At 33.2% G+C, this 25,000-nt stretch carries 22 protein-coding genes; 4 read left to right on the top strand and 18 right to left on the bottom strand.

Annotated elements, in window-relative coordinates:
* Positions 1-28: 28 nt before the first annotated feature.
* The 3 genes from Q0972_RS00615 to Q0972_RS00625 form a co-directional block, all read right to left on the bottom strand.
* Entirely contained in the window at positions 29-391 is a 363-nt protein-coding gene (locus tag Q0972_RS00615) for a hypothetical protein (protein ID WP_299361271.1), read from the bottom strand.
* Between the two features lie 321 nt (positions 392-712).
* Positions 713-2,395 (bottom strand): DUF6029 family protein, encoded by a 1,683-nt coding sequence (locus Q0972_RS00620; RefSeq protein WP_299361272.1) that lies wholly within the window; start codon positions 2,393-2,395, stop codon positions 713-715.
* Between the two features lie 54 nt (positions 2,396-2,449).
* Positions 2,450-2,932, bottom strand: a complete 483-nt coding sequence (locus tag Q0972_RS00625) for a TlpA disulfide reductase family protein (protein WP_299361273.1) — start codon at positions 2,930-2,932, stop codon at positions 2,450-2,452.
* Positions 2,933-3,058: 126 nt separating this feature from the next.
* On the opposite strand from Q0972_RS00625, the gene Q0972_RS00630 reads away from it, so the two are divergent.
* The 4 genes from Q0972_RS00630 (at position 3,059) to rpe (ending at position 6,507) form a co-directional block, all read left to right on the top strand.
* The gene (locus tag Q0972_RS00630; protein WP_299361275.1) at positions 3,059-4,153 is read left to right on the top strand and encodes an Omp28-related outer membrane protein; all 1,095 of its coding nucleotides are present in this window, start codon (positions 3,059-3,061) and stop codon (positions 4,151-4,153) included.
* A 260-nt stretch (positions 4,154-4,413) separates the two neighbouring features.
* Positions 4,414-5,277, top strand: coding sequence for a sigma-70 family RNA polymerase sigma factor (locus Q0972_RS00635; RefSeq protein ID WP_040247666.1), 864 nt, complete (start codon positions 4,414-4,416; stop codon positions 5,275-5,277).
* A 157-nt stretch (positions 5,278-5,434) separates the two neighbouring features.
* Positions 5,435-5,845 (top strand): BLUF domain-containing protein, encoded by a 411-nt coding sequence (locus tag Q0972_RS00640; protein WP_299361289.1) that lies wholly within the window; start codon positions 5,435-5,437, stop codon positions 5,843-5,845.
* Positions 5,842-6,507 (top strand): ribulose-phosphate 3-epimerase, encoded by a 666-nt coding sequence (rpe, locus tag Q0972_RS00645; protein ID WP_299361291.1) that lies wholly within the window; start codon positions 5,842-5,844, stop codon positions 6,505-6,507. The genes Q0972_RS00640 and rpe overlap by 4 nt, the downstream gene beginning before the upstream one ends.
* 23 nt (positions 6,508-6,530) lie before the next feature.
* Here rpe and Q0972_RS00650 read toward each other — a convergent pair whose 3' ends face one another.
* From Q0972_RS00650 to wecB, 15 genes are all read right to left on the bottom strand, one after another.
* Positions 6,531-6,950 (bottom strand): CBS domain-containing protein, encoded by a 420-nt coding sequence (locus Q0972_RS00650; RefSeq protein ID WP_299361294.1) that lies wholly within the window; start codon positions 6,948-6,950, stop codon positions 6,531-6,533.
* Between the two features lie 117 nt (positions 6,951-7,067).
* Positions 7,068-9,407 carry a polysaccharide biosynthesis tyrosine autokinase gene (locus tag Q0972_RS00655; RefSeq protein WP_299361296.1) on the bottom strand — a complete coding sequence of 780 codons (2,340 nt, stop codon included), beginning with the start codon at positions 9,405-9,407 and terminating at the stop codon, positions 7,068-7,070.
* A 4-nt stretch (positions 9,408-9,411) separates the two neighbouring features.
* Positions 9,412-10,173: a polysaccharide biosynthesis/export family protein gene (locus tag Q0972_RS00660; RefSeq protein ID WP_299361298.1), complete on the bottom strand. Its 762-nt coding sequence runs from the start codon at positions 10,171-10,173 to the stop codon at positions 9,412-9,414.
* A gap of 90 nt (positions 10,174-10,263) precedes the next feature.
* Positions 10,264-11,355: an MraY family glycosyltransferase gene (locus Q0972_RS00665; RefSeq protein WP_299361301.1), complete on the bottom strand. Its 1,092-nt coding sequence runs from the start codon at positions 11,353-11,355 to the stop codon at positions 10,264-10,266.
* A 438-nt stretch (positions 11,356-11,793) separates the two neighbouring features.
* On the bottom strand, positions 11,794-12,504 hold the full coding sequence (locus Q0972_RS00670; RefSeq protein ID WP_299361303.1) for a WecB/TagA/CpsF family glycosyltransferase: 711 nt from the start codon (positions 12,502-12,504) through the stop codon (positions 11,794-11,796).
* Positions 12,505-12,508: 4 nt separating this feature from the next.
* Positions 12,509-13,393: a hypothetical protein gene (locus Q0972_RS00675; protein WP_299361305.1), complete on the bottom strand. Its 885-nt coding sequence runs from the start codon at positions 13,391-13,393 to the stop codon at positions 12,509-12,511.
* A 5-nt stretch (positions 13,394-13,398) separates the two neighbouring features.
* Positions 13,399-14,832 (bottom strand): MBOAT family O-acyltransferase, encoded by a 1,434-nt coding sequence (locus Q0972_RS00680; RefSeq protein ID WP_299361307.1) that lies wholly within the window; start codon positions 14,830-14,832, stop codon positions 13,399-13,401.
* Positions 14,833-14,837: 5 nt separating this feature from the next.
* The gene (locus Q0972_RS00685; RefSeq protein WP_299361309.1) at positions 14,838-16,001 is read right to left on the bottom strand and encodes a glycosyltransferase family 4 protein; all 1,164 of its coding nucleotides are present in this window, start codon (positions 15,999-16,001) and stop codon (positions 14,838-14,840) included.
* On the bottom strand, positions 15,998-17,212 hold the full coding sequence (locus tag Q0972_RS00690; RefSeq protein ID WP_299361311.1) for an O-antigen ligase family protein: 1,215 nt from the start codon (positions 17,210-17,212) through the stop codon (positions 15,998-16,000). The genes Q0972_RS00685 and Q0972_RS00690 overlap by 4 nt, the downstream gene beginning before the upstream one ends.
* 7 nt (positions 17,213-17,219) lie before the next feature.
* Complete coding sequence (gene asnB / locus Q0972_RS00695; RefSeq protein ID WP_299361314.1) at positions 17,220-19,115, bottom strand: asparagine synthase (glutamine-hydrolyzing); 1,896 nt, start codon at positions 19,113-19,115, stop codon at positions 17,220-17,222.
* A gap of 3 nt (positions 19,116-19,118) precedes the next feature.
* Entirely contained in the window at positions 19,119-20,270 is a 1,152-nt protein-coding gene (locus Q0972_RS00700) for a glycosyltransferase family 4 protein (protein WP_299361316.1), read from the bottom strand.
* Between the two features lie 4 nt (positions 20,271-20,274).
* The gene (locus Q0972_RS00705) at positions 20,275-21,270 is read right to left on the bottom strand and encodes a glycosyltransferase family A protein (protein WP_299361319.1); all 996 of its coding nucleotides are present in this window, start codon (positions 21,268-21,270) and stop codon (positions 20,275-20,277) included.
* Positions 21,267-22,463 (bottom strand): glycosyltransferase family 4 protein, encoded by a 1,197-nt coding sequence (locus Q0972_RS00710; RefSeq protein ID WP_299361322.1) that lies wholly within the window; start codon positions 22,461-22,463, stop codon positions 21,267-21,269. The genes Q0972_RS00705 and Q0972_RS00710 overlap by 4 nt, the downstream gene beginning before the upstream one ends.
* A gap of 1 nt (position 22,464) precedes the next feature.
* Entirely contained in the window at positions 22,465-23,907 is a 1,443-nt protein-coding gene (locus Q0972_RS00715; protein ID WP_299361324.1) for a lipopolysaccharide biosynthesis protein, read from the bottom strand.
* Positions 23,900-25,000, bottom strand: a complete 1,101-nt coding sequence (gene wecB, locus Q0972_RS00720; protein ID WP_299361326.1) for a non-hydrolyzing UDP-N-acetylglucosamine 2-epimerase — start codon at positions 24,998-25,000, stop codon at positions 23,900-23,902. The genes Q0972_RS00715 and wecB overlap by 8 nt, the downstream gene beginning before the upstream one ends.

Consider the following 25,000-nt stretch of genomic DNA (forward strand, 5'->3'; position numbering starts at 1 on the left):
ATTCATTTGGGCTTTTGTATTTAATAAGTTATGGTGGTGTTAGCTCTGCTACAGTGCGACCGACACCAACAAAGATCATTACAATAGCAATCATACCTCCAGTACACAAGAGCGCAACAACAGTGAGTATTGGAGAAAGCACTTTATTATGTAACCTTATTGAATATATATTTCTTTCTAAAAGAAGGGTTTTGGTCTTACCTTTTAAACCATAAAATTGATTACTGTCCTTAATTATTTGTTTGTATTTAAAAGTCTGGCCATTCTTAGTTTTAATTTTAACGCGTTTTCTAGCTGCAACCGCACGATCAAGAGAAACACTATCATAATGGTATACGCGACAACTCTGAAACATAACTAGAACGGCAAACAAAAAACTTACGAATTGCATTCGAGTTTTGACAATTTGAACATAGTTTCGACTCATACTTAATAAGTTATTTCATACACTAAAAATAGACAAATGCTTTCATATATATTCAAAAAATCTAGATGTTAGTTTACTAAGCACCTCCAATCAAATAATAAATTGAAAAAAGACTACAGAAGATATAGCTTCTGAATTAGCATGAGCAAAACGAGCCGAAAATTGATCATAAATCTATTCTTTAAAAGAGATAAAATCCTTGTCTTTTTTAACGAATTACAGACTAGAAAAGCTAAAAGCGTGAATTCAAATAGAAAACAAGATTTTTATTCTTGCAATTGTCTGCTAAAAATTCATGAGTAAGCTTGCCGATAGCCCTGTCGCTTCTGGCACAAATCGACATACACCACCAACACAGACCAGACCAGCTCTCTGTCTACCGTAGTTGAGGGATACACGTGTAGTTCCTTTATTAAAGCTACCTCCAAAATTATAATAATGATTTTCTGATGTACTACTATCATCACCACTATTATAAATATCATTGACGTAAAATGACAGCCTTGGACTAACGTTATACTCCAATGTTCCTCCAACCCAATTGTGATTATCTGAATTAGACCATAGTCTTTGCAACTCCAATCTAACTGATTGACCAATTCTTCCAAATTTATAAAAGGTTTCGCCTACAACAATATTGGCTTGAATTTGCTCTCCAGAAAAATTATCTTCAATAATTCTTTGGTTATAGTATTGATTGACATAATAAAAAATAGAGTTCCATTTTTTATTCCACTTTTTGCGTATTTCTAAGCTTATATCTGAAAAATATTTTTCACCAAAACCAAAATAGTCAACATCATAAGACAATTCACCAAAATCATAGTCTCCTTTTAAGCCTGCCCAATAAGACGCATTAAAAGCCAGTTTTGTACCATATTTACCGCCTAAAGGTGTCCCCTTTTTAATGTTATAAAACACATCGATTTGCCCGCCTATTTCACCAGCCTCCATAAGCTGTGGATCTACAAAAACTACTTGCGATTGTGCTTGATAAACAAATATATTAGTCAACAGATAATCATGCTGCTTGGTAAGGGCTGGAGTGAAATTGATATTATTTTCCAGAAAAACATTACCTGTCGTTTCACGCTCAGAGAAGAAGCCCATATTTTCTAAACGTCTAAAAGTAGCATCTACACCAAATCCTTTTGTAGAAAAACCTGTATTAAATAGTAAAGCACTACCTGGTTCTACAAAATCATTAATCAATTGACCTGCTAACACAACAACATCATCTGATTTTGCTACATATTCTGCACTGGCATAGAAGCTGTTTTTGGAAAAATTAACACGTCCCGAAAAAACATTTGTTAAATCATCAAAATTTGGTTCTTCAATATCGGTTTCTTCTTCACGTCCTACGTAGCTAAATCCTAGACTTAGAGACGAATCTTCAATATTAAAAATTGAAAAAATATCTACTACGGCATTAAAGCCATAAATATCACCCTCTGAGGTTTTAAAACCAACACGTTGCTTACCGTAAAGCCCAGTAAGCGACAAATAATCCGTTGGCATGTATATTGCGCGTCCACCTAAAAGTGCGTTATTTAGTCCCAATTGCCGATCTTCCCAATTTCTCAGTACCAAGCCACTTCCAAATTGTTCATAATAATGACCGGCATTAACTTCTAGTTTAGAATTTTTGTAGTTCAACGAATAAATTCCTAAATCGGTACCATCAAAATTAGGCGAGTAATTCAATAATGGTAATGGTTCGTAAGATTCTACTTGAACCGTCGCTGTGAAGTTCTTTAGAAAATCGTAATCTAATTTTAAATAGGAGTTTACCCTTACATGTTCATCGCCATCATTATTATCGCCATCAAAGAAGGGTCCTGTTCTTTTGTCATCATTATACCAAGCCATATTAGATTCGAGGCCAACCCTAAGGTTATCTAAAATTTGACTAGAGGCTTGATGTAATGATAGACAAAATACTAATAGTAGTATTAGCTTTTTCATCAAAAGTTGTGATTAATTTAGTTAGAATGAGTTAGAATGTTTAGATTTTTTAGGCTACTTTTTATAATGTGCCTTGACCACCTCATAGAGTTCTTCTTCACTACCAGGGGTGTAGCCAGTTCGGGTATGAATAATTTCACCATCTTTTACAACAATGACATAGGGCAACACATTAATGTTTAGAGCTCTTTTTAGATCTTGATTATCGTCTAATAAAATTTGGTATTCCCAATCTTTTCCATTCACAAGTGGAATGACTCGCTTTTTTGTTCTGGCATCATCCGTGGATACGGCAATAACTTCAACATTGGTTTCATCTTGCCATTCTTCGTACAAATCCGCAATAGCATCCAATTCATTAATACATGGCACGCACCATGTTGCCCAAAAACTAAAAATTTTGATGTTTTCTGAACTCGCTAGGTCTTGTATTGAAATGGTTTCGCCCTCTAAATTGTTAAGTGATACGTCAGGTAAATCTTGTCCACTAACAAAATAGGTGCCCATTAATAGAACGGTCATAAATAGGTTTTTCATAAAGTTGTTGTTTTTATATTTTTCTTAATATTTTGCAATAATAATACCAGTTTTTTAAAAAAATAGTATAATTTGCATTTTTTTACAGAAAAATACTATTAAACTTTAATTAAATCTTTCAATGTTATGAAAACAAAAAACTTAATTCATTCTCTTTTTATTTGCCTAGCTTTTTGCTTTAGTTCGTGCAGCAGCGATAGTGATGGTGATGGAAACGGAAATGGTAATGGAAACGGAAATGGAACTAATGACATTACAAGTATCTCCGTTGAAATATCGAACTCAGTAGAATGTGGCATCTATGTAGGTGATATTATCAGCTTTTCAGTAAAAGGCAACAATAATACTGATGTTACCAATTCAGCTACGATTTCTGTTAACGGTACTGCCATAAGTGGTAATACTTATACCACAACCGAAGCAGGATCATTGCAAGTTACAGCTACTTATGAAGATATTAGTACAAGCGGTAATCTAAATGTAAATGTAGCAGAAGATTATGCTAAATTTACTAAGCATGTGTTAATAGAGGACTATACAGGTACTTGGTGTCCTTTTTGCCCAAGAGTGTCTTACGCTATTGAGTTAACAAAGGAACAAACGGATCAACTTGCAATAGTTGCTATACACTGGGATGATGAATTTTCAGCTCCTGAATCGAATAGTATGGTATCAACTTTTAACATCTCAGGTTTCCCAACAGTAAAAATCGATAGAAACACTGACTGGGCATTCCCAGAACCAAATAATGTTGACCAAGTCGTTGACAAAACACTATGTGATAATTCTCCTTTAGGATTGGCGTTAGCACCAACCATTAACGGTAATACCATGACCATTGATGTTGAAGCTAAATTTAGTGAAGACTTTAGCTTCAACAATACAAGACTTGTATTAATGGTTGTTGAAGATGGGTTAATTGCAGACCAAGAGAACAATCAAAGTTATTATGGAGGCCAAAACCCTATTCCGGATTTTGTGCATGATCACGTACTAAGAGCAAGCTTAACAGATTTTACTGGTGATGCTATATCGGCTAGTGAGGTTACTAACGGCATGTACAACAGAACATTTACAGCTAATCTTCCTTCTAATGTAGCTGACGCCTCAAATGTAAGTTTTGTGGCATTTATTTCTAATGATGATTTTACGGATTCTCCTGTTGTCATTAATGCAAGAGTCGCTCATTTTGGTGATGACCAGTCATTTGAAGAGAACTAGTCTATAAACTATTATCATTGACCAATTATCGGTTATGATAAACAAACCTCTTATCAAATATGATTGATAAGAGGTTTGTTGTTTTATCGAATAAAATTTAACGCAGATAAGAGTTATTGTATTAACGTATTCTATTAAGGTTCATTGACTTAAGCGAGTTTTAAAACTTTTTTACATTATTCTGTAACATTTTATCTATATATAACGTATAATAAGGAGCAACCTGTTGTTGCGAAAAATTGCACAAATCTTAAAATTACATGAGACAACTTAAAATTACCAAGCAGGTAACCAACCGCGAGACCGCATCATTAGACAAGTATTTACAAGAAATCGGTAAAGTAGATCTAATAACAGCGGATGAGGAAGTTGAGTTAGCCCAGCGTATCAAAGCTGGTGACCAAGTTGCTTTAGAAAAGCTAACTAAAGCCAATTTACGTTTTGTAGTTTCTGTCGCCAAACAATATCAAAATCAAGGGTTAACGTTGCCAGATTTAATTAACGAAGGTAATCTTGGTTTGATTAAAGCTGCACAACGTTTTGATGAAACCCGCGGTTTTAAATTCATCTCTTATGCGGTATGGTGGATTCGCCAATCTATATTGCAAGCACTGGCAGAACAATCTCGTATTGTGCGTTTACCGTTGAACAAGATTGGTTCTATAAATAAAATCAACAAAACCTTTGCATTTTTAGAGCAAAGTCATGAGAGACCACCTTCTGCCGAGGAGATAGCAAAGGAGTTGGATATGACGATTAACGACGTTAAAGAGTCCATGAAAAATTCTGGACGCCATGTATCCATGGATGCTCCTTTAGTTGAAGGTGAGGATTCTAACTTGTATGATGTATTACGAAGTGGTGAATCTCCAAATCCCGATAAGGATTTATTACATGAATCTTTACGTACAGAGATTGAGCGTGCCCTTGAGACACTAACTCCTCGTGAAGCTGATGTGATTCGTTTATATTTTGGATTGGGAAATCAACATCCTATGACTTTAGAAGAAATTGGTGAAACGTTTGATTTAACACGTGAACGTGTAAGACAGATTAAAGAAAAAGCAATTCGTAGATTAAAACATACATCACGCAGTAAAATATTAAAGACCTATTTAGGATAAGGTTAGTTTTTTGTATATTTAACGACCAACCTAATAAAGGTAACAACAGTTACAAAACATAACTGTTCGTTTTTTGATTGATGAAAGAACCTCCGGCTGATTACCGGAGGTTCACTTTTTTATACTATATTAGAAGTGTATCTACACGACTTTTATAATGAAAGCAATTTGTTATATAAGTAACTTTGCAAAAGGTTTAAGTCATAAAACTATTAACGAGTTAATAGAAAATGTTAATTCAAATAATACTCAAGAACATATTACTGGTTTGTTAATTCTTAAAAACAAACATTTCTTTCAGATTATAGAAGGCGAATCCCAAAAAATTGATACATTATTTCAAAAAATAAAAAAAGACAAAAGGCACAAGGGTATCATCAAATTATTGGATACAGATATTGAAGGTAAAATCTTTAATGACTACAATGGCGGAAAATTCGAGATTTTTCAGAAATATGCCGATATGAAAAAGCTATATTTGTACTTTAATTGGATAAAAAATGCTAACTATTTACCTGCTGAAAAATTAATCCATTTAACGACAAATTTCTTAAAACACAACACATGAGTAAATGCTTAATCGCACCATCAATGTTAGCTGCCGATTTTGGCAATCTTCAACGCGACACAGAAATGGTAAATCTTAGTGAAGCAGACTGGTTTCATATTGATGTTATGGATGGTCATTTTGTACCAAACATCTCATATGGCATGCCTGTAATTGCTGCTATTAAAAAACATGCTACCAAACCTTTAGATGTTCACTTAATGATAGAAAAGCCAGAGCGATATATTGAAGAATTTGCAAAAGTTGGTGCCGATATTATTACGGTTCACTACGAATCAACAGTTCATTTACACAGAACCTTAAGACAGATAAAGGACGTAGGGTGCAAGGCAGGTATTGTTTTAAATATAACCACACCAATAAATGTCTTAGAGGATATACTTCCGGAGTGCTACATGGTTTTGTTAATGTCAATCAACCCAGGTTTTGGAGGTCAAAAATTTGAAGATGTGACTTACCAGCGTATAAAAAAACTACGCCAAATGGCAAATGACCAAAATCTTACGACGAGAATAGAAGTTGATGGTGGTGTTACCGATAAGAATATTAAGCAACTTGCCGAAGCTGGTGCTGATACTTTTGTGGCTGGTAGCCATGTGTTTAAAAGTGACAACCCAGCCCTTACCATAGAAAACTTAAAAGCTTTGGCTAATTCATTATAAAAAGCGCCAAAAGGGCGCTTTTTTTATAATTGTTTCAAGAGATAATTTATTAAATCTGTTGTAGTGACTATACCTACAAGTCGCCCATTGTCTACAACTGGCAGCGCATGAAACTCATTCTCTGATAATATCTTGGCTACCTCTTTTATTGTTGCCGTAGAAGGGACTGTGACTACATTTTTAACCATCACTTGGTCAATTGTAAACATATTGTATACTAACGTATCAACATCTTCGTCTGTGTCGTAAACTGCATCAGCAAAACTAATTCGTAACAAATCTGAGTAACTGAGCATTCCAAGAATTACTTCTCCCGCTACTACTGGTATATGTCTTATTTTATTACGCTTAAAAAGTAACTCTGCTGTTTCTAAATCATCATCTCTATTAAGAGCGATGATATTTCTGGTCATTATTTCTGAAATTGGTGGAACATATCTCATGACTATCCGTTTTATAATTCACTATTAAAAGTAGTGTATAATACCGATAGAAATTATGATAAATATCATGTGTCTAAATGTAAAACTGGCTTATGGTACTAGGGTACTTAATCGTTATTAGTCTTTTTTGCTCCCATAACCATAATTATAACCATAATTATAGCTATAACCATAAGATTTACTAGCACCAACACTATTGATTACATAGGCCATATTTTTAAGTTTTCCAGTTTCGTGGAGTTCTTTAGAATATTTTAATAGATTTTTTTCTGTATAATTTGCCCTTACTAGATAAATTGTAGCATCTGCCAATTGAGAAATCAACATTGTATCCGTAACCAAAATCGTAGGTGCAGTATCGACAACGACATAATCATAGACTTTTCTGGCCTCTTCAATAAGTTTTTTAAAACGTCCGTTAGTCAATAAATGTGCAGGATTAGGCGGAATACTTCCAGATAAAATGATATGATGGTTAGGATGCTTATCAAAACCACTAATCAATGCATCCTTCCAATCGAAATCAATATCGTGGAGATAGTTAGAAAGGCCTGGTTTTTGTTTGTCTTCACTTATATGTGTATGAATTTGCGGGTTTCTTAAATCTGCTCCTATAAGCAATACACTTTTGTTTATACTTGAAAGTGCTAGAGACAGATTAAGGCTTACATAGGTTTTCCCTTCACCTTTAATAGTGGATGTACAATAAACTACCTTTCCCACTTTGTTTTCATTCCCAATAGGCAATATATAATCTACATTAGAACTCAAAATCCTAAACGACTCAGCTAATGGTGAGCGGTCATTTGGATCCTTAAAAATGATATTCTTAGTCTTTTTTAGATTAGGGATCTCACCTATTACTGGAACTTGAGAAGATACTTTAATAATATCTTCTTTGCTATGAAGTTTAGTGTCTAACATAAACATGAAGTACAAAATACCAAAGGGAATCAACAATCCTCCTAGTAAAGCACCTGCATAAACAATATTGGATTTTGGTGAAATAGGTTTAGACCCTGATAAAGCATTCTCGACAACTTTTATAGAAGGCTCTGTGATAGCTAGATTTATAGCAGCTTCTTCTCGTTTTTGAAGTAATAACAAGTATAGGCTCTCTTTTATTTTCTGTTGTCTCTGGATAGCTTTGAACAATCGTTCTTGCTCTGGTATCTGGGAAACTCGCCCCGCAAATTTTTGGTTTCTGTTCTCCAATTGGTCTAAAGAAGACTCCAATTGATCGGTATAATTTCTTAATGACCTATTTATGTTAGTCTTTAAACCTTCTACTTGTTGTTTTACCAACCTTACACTTGGGTTATTAGAACCTCCACTTGCACTGAGTCTGTCCCTATTGATTACAGCTAAATTATATTCACTTATAAGTGCATTAATACCATTGTTATCTATACCAATATTAGCTGGGAGCAAATCGGATTCCGAATTTGTATTCAATGCGTTTTCCAATAATTTAGAAATCGTAAGTTGGTTTTTTAATTTAAAAAGAGCTTCTTCTGATTGCGCACGTTGTTCGAGACCTAATTCAGCATCAGTTGCTATATCAACAATGTTGTTTTTTTCCTTGAAGACCTCTTGATCAATCTCGATCGAGTCTAACTCCTCTGCCAAAAAAACAAACCGCTCATCAATAAAGTCTAGTGTGCGTTTAGAAACTAATTGCCTATCATTAATACCATCGTCATTAAAAACATCCATTAAGGTGTTCAATATGCTTTCTGATAGCTTGGCACTTTCACCTTTTATACTAATCTTAAGTAAATCACTTTGTTCACCGATAGCTTCTACCTTTATCTTACTCTTTAGTGCCAAAGCTTCATTTTTAATGGGCCTAAAAGATATAATATATGTTGTATTGATAAGTTCTTTTCTTGCTATGTCGCTAATCATAACATCAAAAGGTAAACGATGAGCTTTGTCTTTCGTTGAAAAACTTGCAAACGAGAATACTTTTTCAGTTAATAAATTAGTAATCTCGAGATCTTTATCTGAAATTCTGATTTTGTAAGATAAATTTCGAACAATACTGTCCGGTACTATAATCTGTTCAAAATCAAAAGGAAGCATATCTATTTGTGAGGTTTGAATAGTTCCCTCTTCATAAAAGCTAGTATTTAAATTTAACTCTCTGACTACACGATTCATAATGAGATAGGAAGTCAAAATTTCTATCTCATTTTCCAGGTTTATATTAGTACGCTTAAATATAAATGCTGAAGTGGGCAATTCGAGCCCTTCCGATTCGTCTAAAATTTTAATTTTAGCATAGGTTTCATAAATGCGTGGTGAGAACCTTAAATACACATATGCACTAAAAAGTGCTACTACTAACATTAGAATAAACCAAGGCCAGTAACGCAAATAACGTCTAAACTCTTGTTTAAGATCTAAACTGTCCTCATCGTTTAGGACAAAATTATTCTGAAACTGATTCTCCATTAGGTTATCTTGTCAATAAAATAGTTACACTCAAAGCTAACGATGCTATAGTTAATACTGTTCCAATATTACCAATGAAGCCAGCATTTTTAACTCTAGGATCGTTAGGATTTACCACGATTACATCGTTTGGCTTAATAAAATAAAATTCTCCATCCATAAAGGAAGTAGATGTTAAGTCAATATGGGTAATTTTTCTTATGCCGTCTACTTCTCTTGTGATAAGGATATCATCACGCTTTCCATTTATGGTCAAATCCCCCGCATAACCTAAGGCCTGAAGTATAGTAATATTTTGTTCAGTAAAGGTATAGGTTCCCGGTTGATTAACCTCTCCCAATACAGTTACTTTAGCATTGATAAGTCTTACATTTACTGTAGGATTGACCAAATGGCCCTCTGAAATTAACTTGTTTTTGATAACTTCTCTTAGTTGATCGGTAGTGAGACCAGAAGTAGATATTTCACCTAAAACAGGAAATTCTATAGTATTTTCTAGAGATACCAAATAACCATCTAATTGTAAAATTTGGATATTTTGTGGCAGCACACCTTGAGTACTATTCTTATTATAAGGTAAAGCGGCTTCTGGTGCCATGCTTTCAACAGTTATTTTAAGGATATCGTTAGGTTGTATAGCAGAGCTTTCATAGTTCACTGCCCCTGAGCCATTTGTCATTGCATCTTGCATGTAGAGCACTTCTTTCTTGGTTGCGCACGATACTGCTAACACAAATACAAGAAAAATAATAAATTTAGGATTCATTAAGATTAATTATAAGTAAAGCAAATATAACGGCATTTAAAAGACTTGCAAAAGCATTCACGTGATTTAAACCACAAATAGATTTAAATTTCAACCTGGCAATATTTTTTTAATTAAAAAGGGTATCATGTAAAGACCCGAGCCATAAAGCAATAAGCAAATAATTTGGGTATTTAAATTAAGGTGTAAAAGATTAAATGCAATACAAATAATAATAACGTTGATACCAGAAATTAAAATGGTAGTCATTAAATGACTATAACCTATTCTAATAAACTTATGGTGAATATGATTTTTATCTGCTTTAAATGGACTTGTCTTGTGGATTACGATTCTAATAAAAAAGATCCTAAGGGTATCTATTAAAGGGTAGAATAACAATGCAAATGCCAATGCAGGAGAAGCTCTATAGTAACTTGACGACTCATCAATTTGCGCCATATTTATAAAACTAATTGTAAAAAAAGCCAATAAAAATCCTACGATCATAGAGCCAGTATCGCCCATAAATATTTTCTTGGTTTCTGAAAAATTCCATCTTAAAAAAGCTAATAGAGCGCCAGCAAGTGCTACAGAAATAGTTGCCAGACTTATAGAATCATTCCTTACAAATAAAATAGCGAATACGATACAGGCAGATAGAGCTATAGTACCTGCCAATCCATCTACACCATCAATAAGGTTATAAGCATTGATAATTAACACATAAACAAAAAGCGTAAACACGATTGAAAACCAATATGGCAATTCATTAATGTCTAAAATATCAGAAAAACTTATAATTCGGGTATCAGTAAAGAATATTAATAATAATGCTGTAATTAATTGTCCGGAAAATTTTCTTCCTGGTGCCAAAACAGTTAAATCGTCCTTAAGTCCCAGAAAAAAAAGTATGGTTAACCCACCCATGGATAAAAGCAAAATCTTAGTATTTAAATACGCTCCAACTAATGTAATAACTACAACTAGACTAATAAATATGCCTACACCACCGAAAGTAGGTGTTCTTTTACTATGAACACTTCTTACATCTGGCTCGTCCATTAAATGCTTTGTATGTGAAATGAAAAGAATCGTCGGGAATGTTCTATAGGCGATGTAAAATGACAATAAAAATGCGCCTATTAGCCAAAATTCTAAGTGATCTTTAGGAGAAAAATTATCAAGTAATGTTTTAATCATATAATTTGATTTTAAAACATCTTAGTGAAATGATTAATATACAAAAAATATAAACGAAGTCTAAGAGTGTTTTGCAAAGTAACTACTTTGATGTTATGTTAGTGTTAAGTCTTAAATATGGGATATCATTCTTCTTCTTAAGGTTTTATCTTTTGATTATTCTAGGGAATTTTAAATTGTTCAAAAAAGCTATGCGATATATTTTCCTCATAATATTGTTTTGTTTTTTACAAACGATATGCAACAGTTTATTCTAATTTTTAGCTAAATATGGATAAACTATTTTTAGGAAATTTAATCTTTATACCACAAAAATTATTACTCAAAACTCCTAGCCTTTTTAGCCGATAAAAATAGATATTTGGTTCTAAAAACAGCCATATTAGAAACTAAAATCGTTAAAATACAAGTTTATTTCCGACATTTATGTCTCCTTATTCATCCTAAAACTTTGGTTTTAAGTACTTCAAAAATAAAACTTGGTGTAGAAACTAGGTTTCGCTTGGCCAAACGTCTTGGTTCCTTTAAAAAACGAGGTAGCCACTCCAAACCTAACGAAATCCAAAATTGACTACTGCGTTTTATGTTTCCTGCATAAAAATCGAATACCGCCCCTATAGAACAAATTGTTGTTGCTTCAAGTCTGTTTTTATTATTATGCACCCATTTTTCTTGTTTAGGAGCTGTCATGCCCACAAAAAGGACATCTGGCCTTAATTTATTGACTTCATCACACATTTGCATTGATTCTTCTTCGGTAAAACTTGGCCTATAGGGTGGTGAGTAACTCTTTACTTTAACATTGGGGTAATCAACAGAAAGCTTATTTTCAATTTTTGACAGTGTTTCTTCAGATGCGCCTAAGAAGAAACAACTGCCTGATGTTTCATTCAAATGGTTCATAAGAAATATAAATAAATCGTAACCCGCTATTCTATTGATCTTTCTTCCATTTAAAACACGTTCTGCCCATACAATCCCAATACCATCGGGTAAAAGCACATCGGATTCCTTAAGTGCTTTCATAAATTCATCATCTTTCTTAGCGGTACAATAGCTATGTGGGTTGATGGTATTAATTGTTTTTGTGCTCTTTAAATCCAAAACGTCTAACGAATCGCTGTATATATCATATCCTAATAGTGCCATTTAATTACCTGGTTTTTAAAAATGAAATAAGTTGGTCTGTAATTTTCTTTTGTCCTTGTGGATTTAAATGAATCGGATCGAAAAATAATTCGTATCTATGAGACCATGGTTCTTGAAAATTTAGAAAAGTAATATCGCCGTTTGTTTGACTTTTAAATATTTGAATGGTTTCATCAAATTCCTCTTTTTGAATGGTTTCTAACATGTCTATTGTAGGGACATAAAGCAATACTACCTTAATATCATTAGCCATTAATAGCGCCATAGTTTCCTTAAAGACCGTAATATTGGCTTCATTGTTTGCGATTTTTCTATAGTTCCCCTTGTCAATTTCCATCTTTAATTTTAAAGTATCCAATTCACCAAATTTAAGGTTGTCCCATTTATTAAAATAGCCACGCACCGCACCTGCCAAAAGAAGTTCGTTATAACGACTAGACTTAATGTGCTTCTTGGTTAGATACTCTAACTTCTCGGAATTATTGTAGACATATTCATCAATATTAGGACTATCTAAAAAAGGATAAAATAATTTGTATGAATTATCACTTAAGCCCTCTCCTGTAAAGGTCCATGCATCTACTCCATAAATAACGGTTTTTAAGTTAGGGTTTTCATCTATTAATTGTCTCACCATAACTAACCTATCATTAACATTTACACCTTCTCTCGTATATTTAGAAATTCCTTTATCCAGTGCTTTCTCTAAACGGACCTTATCTAATCCAAGCATCAAATGAGAATGCCCGACTAGGGCAATTTCATTAGGCTCATCAATTCCATAATATTGATTTAACCCTTTGATTAAAACCTTGTGTAATACTTGGTCACCAGTAATAAACAAGCCTAAAAACAAAACAATATAAAGCGCAAAGGATTTTTTAGACATATCGATTAAAATTGAAAATAGATAAAAGCATTAGAACTTACACCTAGCATAGAGACAGATAGTAAGAGAAAAACATACCATAGCAATTGACCTATAGAGTGTATTTTGGACTTAGAAAAATACAATGAAACCACTTTATTATATTGTAGAATCTGCACAAAAACGAGAACTATAATTAAAAGTATGCAAAGCACAAAAGATACGGTAGATGCTCCTAAGTATAAATTTCCGCTCCAATCGAAAATAAGTTTATTACTTATAATGTAGGCATCTGAAATACTGGAGGCTCTAAAAAATATCCAGGCATAGCAAACTAATATAAATACAACAATCATCTTAGAGATTCTGTACCCGTTAAATTGTTTTATCCGAGTTTGTTTAGCCCAATTAAGTACTTTATCACCCCAGCTTTCAATAACATAATATAAGGCATGCAAGAAACCCCAAATGATAAAGGTCCAATTTGCTCCATGCCAAAATCCACTTACCAAGAACACAATAAAAATATTTAATAACCATCTTGAATATACGACCCTATTTCCACCGAGTGGTTTATATAAATAATCTGAAAACCAAGTAGACAAAGAAATATGCCATCTTCTCCAAAACTCGGCTATAGATCTTGAGAGATAAGGGAGATTAAAATTTTGCATAAGATTAAATCCCAATATTTTGGCGGTCCCTATGGCCATATCCGAATATCCACTAAAATCACAGTAAATTTGAATTGCAAAAAATAGCGTTGCTACCGCAAGTGTAGGCCCATTATATACATCGGGATTCTCATATATTCTATCTACATAAATAGCCAACCTATCTGCTATAACTACTTTTTTAAACAGACCCCAAATAAACAGCTTTGAGCCCTCAATAAAATCATGCCTGTTAAAGTTATGCTTCTCTCTAAATTGTCCCAATAAATTTGACGAACGCTCTATCGGACCTGCAACAAGTTGAGGAAAAAAAGCGACAAAGACTGCAAAATTAACCACATTGTGTTCGACTTTTGTCTTGCCAAAATATACATCTAACGAGTAGCTTAAAGCTTGAAAAGTAAAAAAGGATATACCTACTGGTAAGATAACCTCGAGCAAGGTCAACCTGGATTGTGAGTCAAAAATTTCCGAGACATTATTAATATTGCCTATGAAGAAATTTGCATATTTTAAATACAATAAAGGAATTAGGGATAAAACAATAGACAGCCAAAGGTAATTTCGTTTCTTTTTTATTGTTTTTGATTCATTAATCTTAAGACCACCATAATAGTTAACGAGAGTGACGCCCAGCATTACGAAAGCGAAATCCCATCGCCAAGAAATATAAAATATATAAGAACTAATAAGTAATAATGACGACCTGTATTTATAAGGTAAATTAAAGTACAGTAGGCAAGTACTAATAAATAAACCGATAAACTCCCATGAATTAAATAGCATATGTATTAAATCACGCTTTTATAAACATTCAACAAATTGTTATATACACTTTTTTCAGTATACAAGGCATTGGCTTTTTCTAAGCCAGCCAATCCATACTTTTTACACAACGATTTATCATAATATAGTTGGTTAATTGCCTGTGCTAATGCTTCAGCATCACCAGGGGGCACTAGCAATCCATTTTCCTTATGGTCAATTATTGATGCCATCGCTCCCAGATCACTAGTTATTACAGGTTTTCCGTGCTTCATAGCTCTAGTAATAACATTTGGAAAACCTTCATACCATTTACCTGGCACAACAATAACTCTTGAATTACTGTATAATTGATCTAGCTTATTGCCCGAAACAAATCCCATCCATTCTACATTAGAAGAAGACGATTCTTTAAGTAGCTGATAGTCTTTAGAGTAACTACCAATCACCTTAAACCCAATATCAGGCAATTGCCTGGCCGCTTCAATGAACTCTCGTATACCTTTCTCTTCGCTTACTCTACCTACATAAGAAACCATAGGCTCTCCCTCGTTTTCAAAATTCTGTATTATTTTTGGGGTGAGGCCAGGAACTATCACTAATTTCTCGGATGGTATACCGTTTTCAATAAATTTCTGTTTTTGAAACTCTGATTGAACGATATAGGCATCAACAATTTTGGTGATTCCCCAATACTTTCTTGCTATAAAATTTCTTAAGGCATAACCTAGGCTTTTAAACCTATTATTTTCACAATTCTTAATTACACAGTTTAGCTCTCTTACACCAGACAGACATTGCTCACAAATATTTCCTTTACCGTCCAAGTGTAACCCGGTTGGGCAAAAAAGCCTGTAATTTGGACATCTCATTACAATAGGAATTTTTAGCTTTTTTCCTAATCTAATGACAGCAGGAGAAATAAATGGATATACATTTTGAATTTGAATAATATCGGGCTGAAAATCTAATATTTTCTTTTTTAATTGTTTTACCGCTGTTGGATTATATACCCCCAAAAGAAATGCGGCTATTTTCATTTTAAAAGAGTTATTTATGATATCAGAACTTTTTCTGTACCATTCCACAACGTGACCGTTTTTTGCTAATAAATCTGCCAGCCCTTGAGACGCATGCTCTTCGCCACTATTATTGCTTGCGTAATTGTTGTGTACAAATAAGATTTTCAACTTACTTTTTTTGAGGTTATTTTTAAATTAATGAATTTATATCTCAAACCAAGAATTAAGGTTAATAAAAACACACTTGGTATCCAAGCTCCATAAACCCTACTTCCAATTCCAGGTGCTGCCATATTAATGACAAATACCATAATGGTTGTGCTCATAATAGCGGGCAACCATTTTTTTCTTGGAAAGACTTTACTAAAGGAGTTTTTAATAGTATATAAAAAATATATCAAAATTAACATAAAACCAAGTATCCCGTTATTTACAAAAGCCGACATAAAACTATTATGAGAATTAATAGCTCCTTCCCAAGCAGAGCTTGCCAATAAATCAACTTCTCCAGCAACAAACCCATGGCCTAAAAAAGGCTTTTTTAAACCTTCTTTATATAAGTAGGACCATATTTGGTTTCGCCCCGAAGAATCTTCCAAACCAATAGAATCCCTGCCATAATAAACCGTATTTAACAATAAGTCTTCTAAGCCCAGATACATGTATGACAACAAAACAATAAATGCAATAAAACCAAAATAAAATTTGTATTTAAAATCACTAAAAAGTAAAGCAATCAACCCAGCAGAAATACCAAAATAAATTTTATTGGATACCCCTAAAATTGCAAATGACAACATTAAAATTTTCAGAATCTTGTTCTTTGTTAAAAAAAGAAACAGAAAAAAGAATAATGGAAAAAATAATCTACTAGCGGTGAAAGGTAGTGCTAAAAAGTCCAAACCGACCATTTTAACATTGAATAATATATCAACCACTAAATTCCACACCGCATAGAATATTGCCCATCTTAATATGTCTTCTGGTCCATATTTCGAAATTAATATAAAAACTATAGCATGTATGATAACTAAAAATGATAAATTCTCAATCGCTCTAAACACTGACAGCGATGGGTTAGAACTCCATAAAGCGCTGATAAATCCTAGAATAATAAAAAGGAATAAGAATAATGATGGCCCCTTTAAAATAAATGCTTTAAATGCCCTTTTGCCTTTATTAACAAAAAATATAAAACCAAAAAAAAGGCATAATAAAACATAGATAATCTGTATGCTAGCAGATACATCAACTTCTGCTGCTTGGGACATTGATCTTTTTCTTGTAATTATCAATAGCAGGATTGGATATAATAGTAATAACACACCAGGCATCCCAGCACCCCAAAACAGTTTATTTAATAAGCGTAAGTATCTCATTAACAAATTAATTAATCTCCCATTTCTCTTGCCAAGCCTGATAAACGAGTATAAACCATAATTTCCTGTGTAATCCTCTTATATTCTTGTTATTTTCGAGTAAATCTTTATAAACCTTTATTTCATCAAAGTTAAAGACGGAAGATGTTTTTATTTTATCCTCGCTTAGGTAATAATCATAATATTCTTTTAACTCCTTACGCATCCATTGCCCTATAGGCACATCAAAGCCTCTCTTAGGTCTATTGAACTGGTATTGCGGCATATATTTTCTCAATATTTCTTTTAAAATCCACTTTTGATTTTTCCGGTAGATATTAAGTTTAGATGGTATTTGCTGAGCAATTTCAACTAATCTATGATCTAAAAAAGGCTCTCTGCTTTCTATGGAAGTACTCATAGTAGCCCTATCTACTTTTACCAAAATGTCTTCCAACAAATAATTCTCTATGTCTATTAGCTGCAGTTCTCTTACAAAATCGTCGGTATAGTTAATAAACTTAGATGTATCTTCTTTAGTCCAATTAATCTTTAAAAGAGGATTGATTTCCATACTAGAAAATGGACCATTAATTGCATCGCTCATTTTTAGATATTGCTTAGACTCTAAGATATTTAAAACCACAATGAGCATTGATGCGGTTTTGTTATTTCTATATCCACTAATTAGACGCCTAAAGTATTTTGCTACTGTAGGCCTTAGTCTACCAGGCACTTTAAAGGCATGCTTTAAATACGAATTAACTAGTTTATAGGAAGGGTAACCAGCAAATAACTCATCGCCTCCATCAGCTGACAAAACTACTTTTAAATGATTTGAGGCAATGCGACTAAGCATAATCATTGGTAACGCTGAATTATCACCAAAAGGCTCATCATAAATATATACCAAATCAGGAAAAACATTATAGGCATCCTTAACTGAACAATACTCTTCTATGTGATTGGTATTAAAATACTGCGACACTTCCCTTGCATATTTAGCTTCATCATACTTTTTTTCATTAAACCCTATAGTAAAAGTGGTTAGTTCTCTATCCTTATTTTGTGACAGTATAGCTGTTAGTAAAGAGCTATCTACACCTCCACTTAAGAATACACCAACGGGTACATCAGAGACCATTCTATAGTTAAACGCAGATTTCATTATTGGTTCTAGCGTTTCAATAATCTCTCCTATGGAATTGAATGATGACAGTGCCCTAACATCCTTTAATTGCCAAAATGGTCGTAGACTATTAGTCTTGCTTGATACATCATAAATAAGCCAATGACCAGGTTTTAACTTCTTAACATTCTTGTATATACTTTTATGAGGAGTAACGTAACCCGTCTGCAAGTAATTGGATAAGGATTCTTGGTTGATCTCTTTATGAAATTGAGCATTTTTATGGAAACTTTTAAGTTCTGAAGCAAACATTAAAATATTATCATTTTCGTAATAATAAAGTGGCTTAACCCCTAAGCGATCCCTGCACAAAAAAAGTTTGTTTTTTGTTTTATCAAAAATTGCAAAAGCGAACATCCCAATGAAATGTTCTGCGCATGATTCTCCCCAATGCCTAAATGCATTTAATATGACCTCTGTATCTGAAGACGATTTAAATGTATAACCTAAATTGAGTAGTTCTTGCCTTACTTCTTTATAATTATATATTTCCCCATTAAAAACAATGTTCAGATCTTTAGATTCATCAGTCATGGGTTGATGCCCAGATGAAGATAAATCTATTATGGATAATCTTCTATGCCCTAAACCTACAACTGCATTATCAGTATTTGCAATCATATAACCTTCATCATCTGGACCTCTATGGGAAATCACGTCGGTCATATCCTTAAGGGTTTTCTGAGGATCCAATATACTATTATTAAAACTACAAAATCCAGTTATTCCGCACATTATTCAATTTCGGTTTAATGCTAATTCACAAGATTTATAAACACTCAAAGCAGCAGATTCTGGAGTATATCCATCTAATAACTGAAGGGATTTTTTTCCCATATTAGCAAAACTATGTCTCGCGTTATAACTTTGTTGTAACGTATCGAGAAAATCCTTAGCATTTAACGGATCCATAACCCAGCCATTTTCTTTGGTAACTAACTCTGGATAACACCCATTGTATATAGATGTAATAATCGGTAAAGAACTAGCCATAGCTTCAGAAACAACCAAAGACCAATTGTCTTCTAAGGTCGGTAATATAAATATGTCTGCTTTAAGATAATATTTTGGAACCTCATCATATTTAACTTCACCTTTAAACAAAATACTATTTTCATTCAATGTTTCCTTTTTAACATAATCCTCTAATTCACCGCCACCTATTATAGTTAATCTCGCATTTACATTAGAATCTTGAACAAACTTCTTCCATGCGTCTATGAGTTGAACTATTCCTTTTAGCTCTATCAATCTGCCAACAAAAAGATAATCAATAACTTCCAATTCATCAACCTCTTCATTTTCATTTTCTTTATACCCTTCGGCCAAAAGATTTTTGTTAAATGCTTTTACGTCAGCTACCATAAAACCTTCTGTTAAAGGACCATCAAAACCTAGATAACGGACATATTCTTGACATAAAGACCCTGAACAACAGACAACATCAATCCATCTTAGAGCCAACTTACGATACAATGTTCTTATCTTCTGAGCATTTCGCTCCGTATGCATAGTTCTTTCGTAGCACATTACATGAGGTATTCCTTTTGTTGCCCTTAAAAAAAGTGTAGAATAAGACCATTGAAAAAAACCATCACTCACCAATACATCTGGCTTTAAACTTTTTACCGTCTTGATTAATCCTGGCTGATACGGAATTCTAAAGCCTTTGTTTGCAAAACCATCAAACTCGGATTTACCAAAATACTTCTCGCCAGTCATTGGAATTACCCTATCGCCTAAAGCATTTTTTACTTTTTCATTAATCTTTTCTGAATTTGCGTCGGCACTGTAAACCAAATAAAAGTCCACCCCTTCAATTTTACTTAAAGCTTCAAAAACAGGTATTCTATAATCCGAAAACCAAAGGGTACTCCAAACAATTCTCATTTTTTTATTTTAAGTTTAGTATTTGTTGTCTAGAAATCTGAAAATATCTTAATAAAGCCGCAAAAATAGTGAATGGCACTATACCTAATCTCGCAAAAGCTCCATAAATTGAACTCAATTTGCTTTTAGGGAAATTATCTATTTTATTTAAGATTAAATGTCTTGCCTTTTTGTAATTACCTGCCATAATATGGTTATATGTAAAATTGTAAGACACCCAGCCAACAACCTTATTAAAATCAAGCTTCTCAGCATCATTTAAATTGGCTAGCGACCTTTTTTCGAATTCTTCAATCCCTGGTGTGTTATTCCAACGGATTAAGTTTTTGGACAGCCAACCCCTATCTTTTGTAACTTGGCCACCATCACTGACAAATAAAATCTTAGGTATAAATCCCCATTTTCCTAAGGTTCCCAGATAAGACCAATATTCAAGATCTTGACTTACCCTAAAACTTGTCAACTGTCCACCTGCATTTTTTACAACTTCGGTTTTAAAAACCACACTCCCAGTACAGATGTGTTTATGAACATACCAAAACCCAAAAAAATTCTCTAACACAAAAGGTGAAGTATCATGATTGGCTTGGGATAAGTAGTTAGGTAATACTACATCCTTCTTCCCTGGAATTTTATGTATCTGACCAACATTAACTGCAATAATTGATGTCTTAAGTTCTAAATAAGAAATGGTTGTACTCAAAAATTCTGGCAACCAATAATCATCGGCATCCAAAAAAGCCAAAAACTTACCTGTTGCATTCTTAATTCCTATGTTTCGCGCTGCTGCTGGCCCTTTATTAGCTTGTTCATATATTTTTATATTTTTTGGGTATTCCCTTAAAATTTTAAGTGAACTGTCTGTTGAACCATCATCAATAGCTAAGACTTCTATTTCACCATCAAAATCTTGGCTAAATATAGAATCTAAGCACCTTTTGAGTAGCTTCTCTGCGTTATAAACTGGTGTAACAACAGACACTTTAATTTTAGTATTCATTGTTTTATTGATGCTAGAATTAATTCTTTTTCTTTTTGAGCTCTTTCTTGCCAAGTTAAAAATGTTGATTGCGCCCTAAGTCTTATTTTCGATTTCATATCGCCACTCTTTTGTTCATCCTGTAAAACTTCAATGATTCTACTTGCTGCATTACTGACGAAATTTTTATCTTTCTTTATAGAAATTCCGGTCACACCGTCTTCAACCAGAAAACTTGTAGTGCCGTCGTCAAGGGTAAATATAAGAGCGCCCCTTAACGAAGCTTCTATTAAAACGTTGCCGAGATTAGATAAATCGTACAAAGAAAAAACAATAGATGCGTTTTGCGTTAAGCTTCTTAAGCTTTTCGCATCTACTGCATCCATAAAAATTATGTTATCTGTAAGATTGTATTGTTTGGACTTTTGTTCTAAGGTATTTAAATATTCTTTATTGTATTGATGTCCGCAGAAAACCAACTTTATCGCTTTAGCATATTTTTTATTTATTTCATTTAAAATATCTATTGCTAAATCTTGACGTTTCCAAGGGTCATATCTCGCAGGATATAAAAAAATTGTGTCCGATTCCTTTATTCCATAAGATTTTAATAGTTCGCTATAATTAGTATTAGCTTCAATTTTCTCGTTTTTCTCAACACCATTTAACCAAAAGTTGAATGTATACAACTTCTTTAAAACACATAATTTTTGGTATACCAAATCCCCTTTCGTCCCATCGTTAGTAATTAGCATAAACTTTTTTGGAATGTTATAGGTAACAGTAGCCAGCAAATTCCTCATTGCAAAACGCAAATAACTATCATTTAAATGTCTCGCCAAGAACGTACCATAATAGCGTATTCCAAAAGGTGTTTTAGTCAGTATACAAGCTATGTTACCCCATCCACCGGCTTCTCCCTGTCCATACACAAAATCATATTTGCCAGATGTTATGATCTTGCGTAATGCAAATATCTTAAGAAAAGACTTATTATTTACCCAAAAGAAATTTGATCGTTTTAACCAATCTACGTTAATATTCAAATCCCTTTTGTCTTTACCAATTACTACAAAATCTATGTCAAGTTCCTCACTTTCTAAAAAATACTTTAATGGCTTCATAAACGATGGCATACCAGTAATCTCGGTTTTTCCATTTACGATAAAATCCTCAAAACCACTCCACAGTTCAGTTACATATAAAATCTTCATTCTATTTTATGATTTTTATTAGTTTCTTGCCCACATCATTAAACCTTATTAGGTAGAAATAATAGCCTAACGACGCTATAATTATAAAGATGAATAAAATGATTTCCTTTTCAATAAGAACCCTAAGAAGTATTATCGGACCAATAAATAAAAGTGCATATAGGAATTGACGCTTCAAATCTTTAAATACTGCATAGAATTTTTCGTTGGATATCTTAAAAAGTAAGAATATCATATAAACATAAAGAAGCAAGCCTAATATGGAAAATGACAGTAATACAATCCTATAGTTTAATTGAAATGTTTGAAACATAACATATAATAGCGATAACCTAGAAAGCATTGCTATGGTGCTAAACCTAAGTAGTAATTTTTGCTTACCATGTACAAGAAACAAGGTACTTAAGGTAGATCCCAAAAACCTAACAAAAACCCATGGCATTAAAATTTGAGCGATTACGCCAGCTTCAAGCCACTCTGACCCTAGCACTATAGGCATTAATATATCTCCAGCAATTAATACCAATAAAGCAGGAAACAAGCCAGCGACAAAAAGAACTAAAAACGTTTGCCTAAACAACGTATTGAGATCTTTTTCTTGATTAAAATACTCTACTGCCTTTTGGTAAAATACTTGCGAAACGGCTCCTCCTATAAAAATTAAGGGCAACTGTATTAACTTAAGCCCTTGAGAATAATAACCAACCACTGAAGCTGTAGTAAAAAATGCTAAAATTACTGGTATTAATTGCGTTGAAAGCGTATTGAAAAAGGTAGACCAAACATCATAAAGTGGAAACTTTTTGTTTTCTAGCAATAACCTTTTTATTTCAAGCAAGTTGATCTTGAAAAACTCCTTTATCAACTTAACTCTGGTCATTTTAGTGACTGCCATTAAGAACTCACCCAATAAGTGAACTACAATGAGAGTAAAAGGATTATTATAACCAATGTAGCCAAACAATATCGAATTTACTCTATTAAATATAGATCCTCCTATATTAATTACAGAATTTGACTTAAACTTAGCGAGCTTGTTTAATAACAAGTGAAATACTTCATTGCTCTTAATTACAATTATTAAAACTGGTATAGCAAATAATAAATAAGTTCTATCTTCAAAAATCTTGTAAACAAATGTTGAGTCGGTTATAAAATAAGAAATAAAAAAAATCAGAGCTGAGAGCACTAACGCAAAAAACAAGGAAATCTTTGCTAAATTTATGGAGTCTTCGAATTTTTCTGGTAGCATAATGGCTTGCTCATACCTTAAAGAAGCAACACCAATAAAAATATAAGATATTGAAATAGCCGTTGTGTAAAACCCTAAATCGGCCGGTGAGTAGATACGGGTTAAAATGGGTACAGTAATAATTGAAATTAACTGTACTAAAACCGTTGAACTCCCTATTATTCCAACATTCTTAAAGAAGCTTTTATCCATTAAGCATAAGTTCGAGCATTAAGCTGGCACTGTCGCCATTGCCAAAATGCTTGTTTTCAAAAGATAATTTGGTTGAAGCTTTAACGGCAGCATCTAATAAATCCTTATCGCTACCAACTAAAAAATTACAACCGCTATTAACTGTTTCTACCCACTCCGTTTGATCTCTTAATGTAATACATTTTCTTTTTGCAAAATAAGCTTCCTTTTGTAGTCCACCAGAGTCCGTTACTATAAAATCACACATTTTCATTAAAACCAGCATATCAAAATACCCAACTGGTTTTATTACGTTTATATTCTCGGAGAACTGCAAACCAAATTTATTCATTTGTTTGATTGTTCTAGGATGCGCCGGATAGATGGCCTTACAATCCAATGCGTTCAGGGCATCAAGTATTTGTGTTAGCCGTTCTTTGCTATCGGTATTTTCTGCTCTATGAATTGTGAGCAGAAAGAACTTTTCATTTGTATTAACTGTTTTTATGTTGTTTTCTGACAACAATTTCTCAAAAAGCTCTATATAGTTTGATTCTATTTTTTTATTGTAATAAACAAAAGCATCAAACATAATATCACCAACATTATGAACGCCGTTGGTGAGACCTTCCTTAAGCAAATTCCTAACAGCCGTATCAGTAGGACAAAATAAAAAATCACTTAGATGGTCTGAACATATTCGATTTTGTTCTTCGGGCATTGCTTTCCAAAAACTACGCAACCCAGCCTCAACATGAATCAATTTAATATGGAGCTTACTCGCTGCCAATGCCGCAGCCAAGGTAGAGTTGGTATCGCCATATATTAAAACAAAATCCGGTTTTTCGTTAATTAAAACCTCCTCTATTTTTATTAGCATTTCACCAGTCATTTTTCCATGAGTCCCAGACCCTATATTTAAATTATAGTCTGGTTTGGGAATCTCCATCTCTTCAAAAAAGACATCAGACATACCATAATCATAATGTTGACCTGTATGAACAAGAACTTCAGAAAATTTGTCATTCCATTTATCTGAGCGAATCAATCTACTTAGAACTGCTGCTTTTACAAATTGAGGTCTCGCACCTACGACCGTAATAATTTTTTTCAT

It is taken from the genome of Winogradskyella sp., assembly GCF_028282165.1.
Lineage (GTDB): Bacteria > Bacteroidota > Bacteroidia > Flavobacteriales > Flavobacteriaceae > Winogradskyella.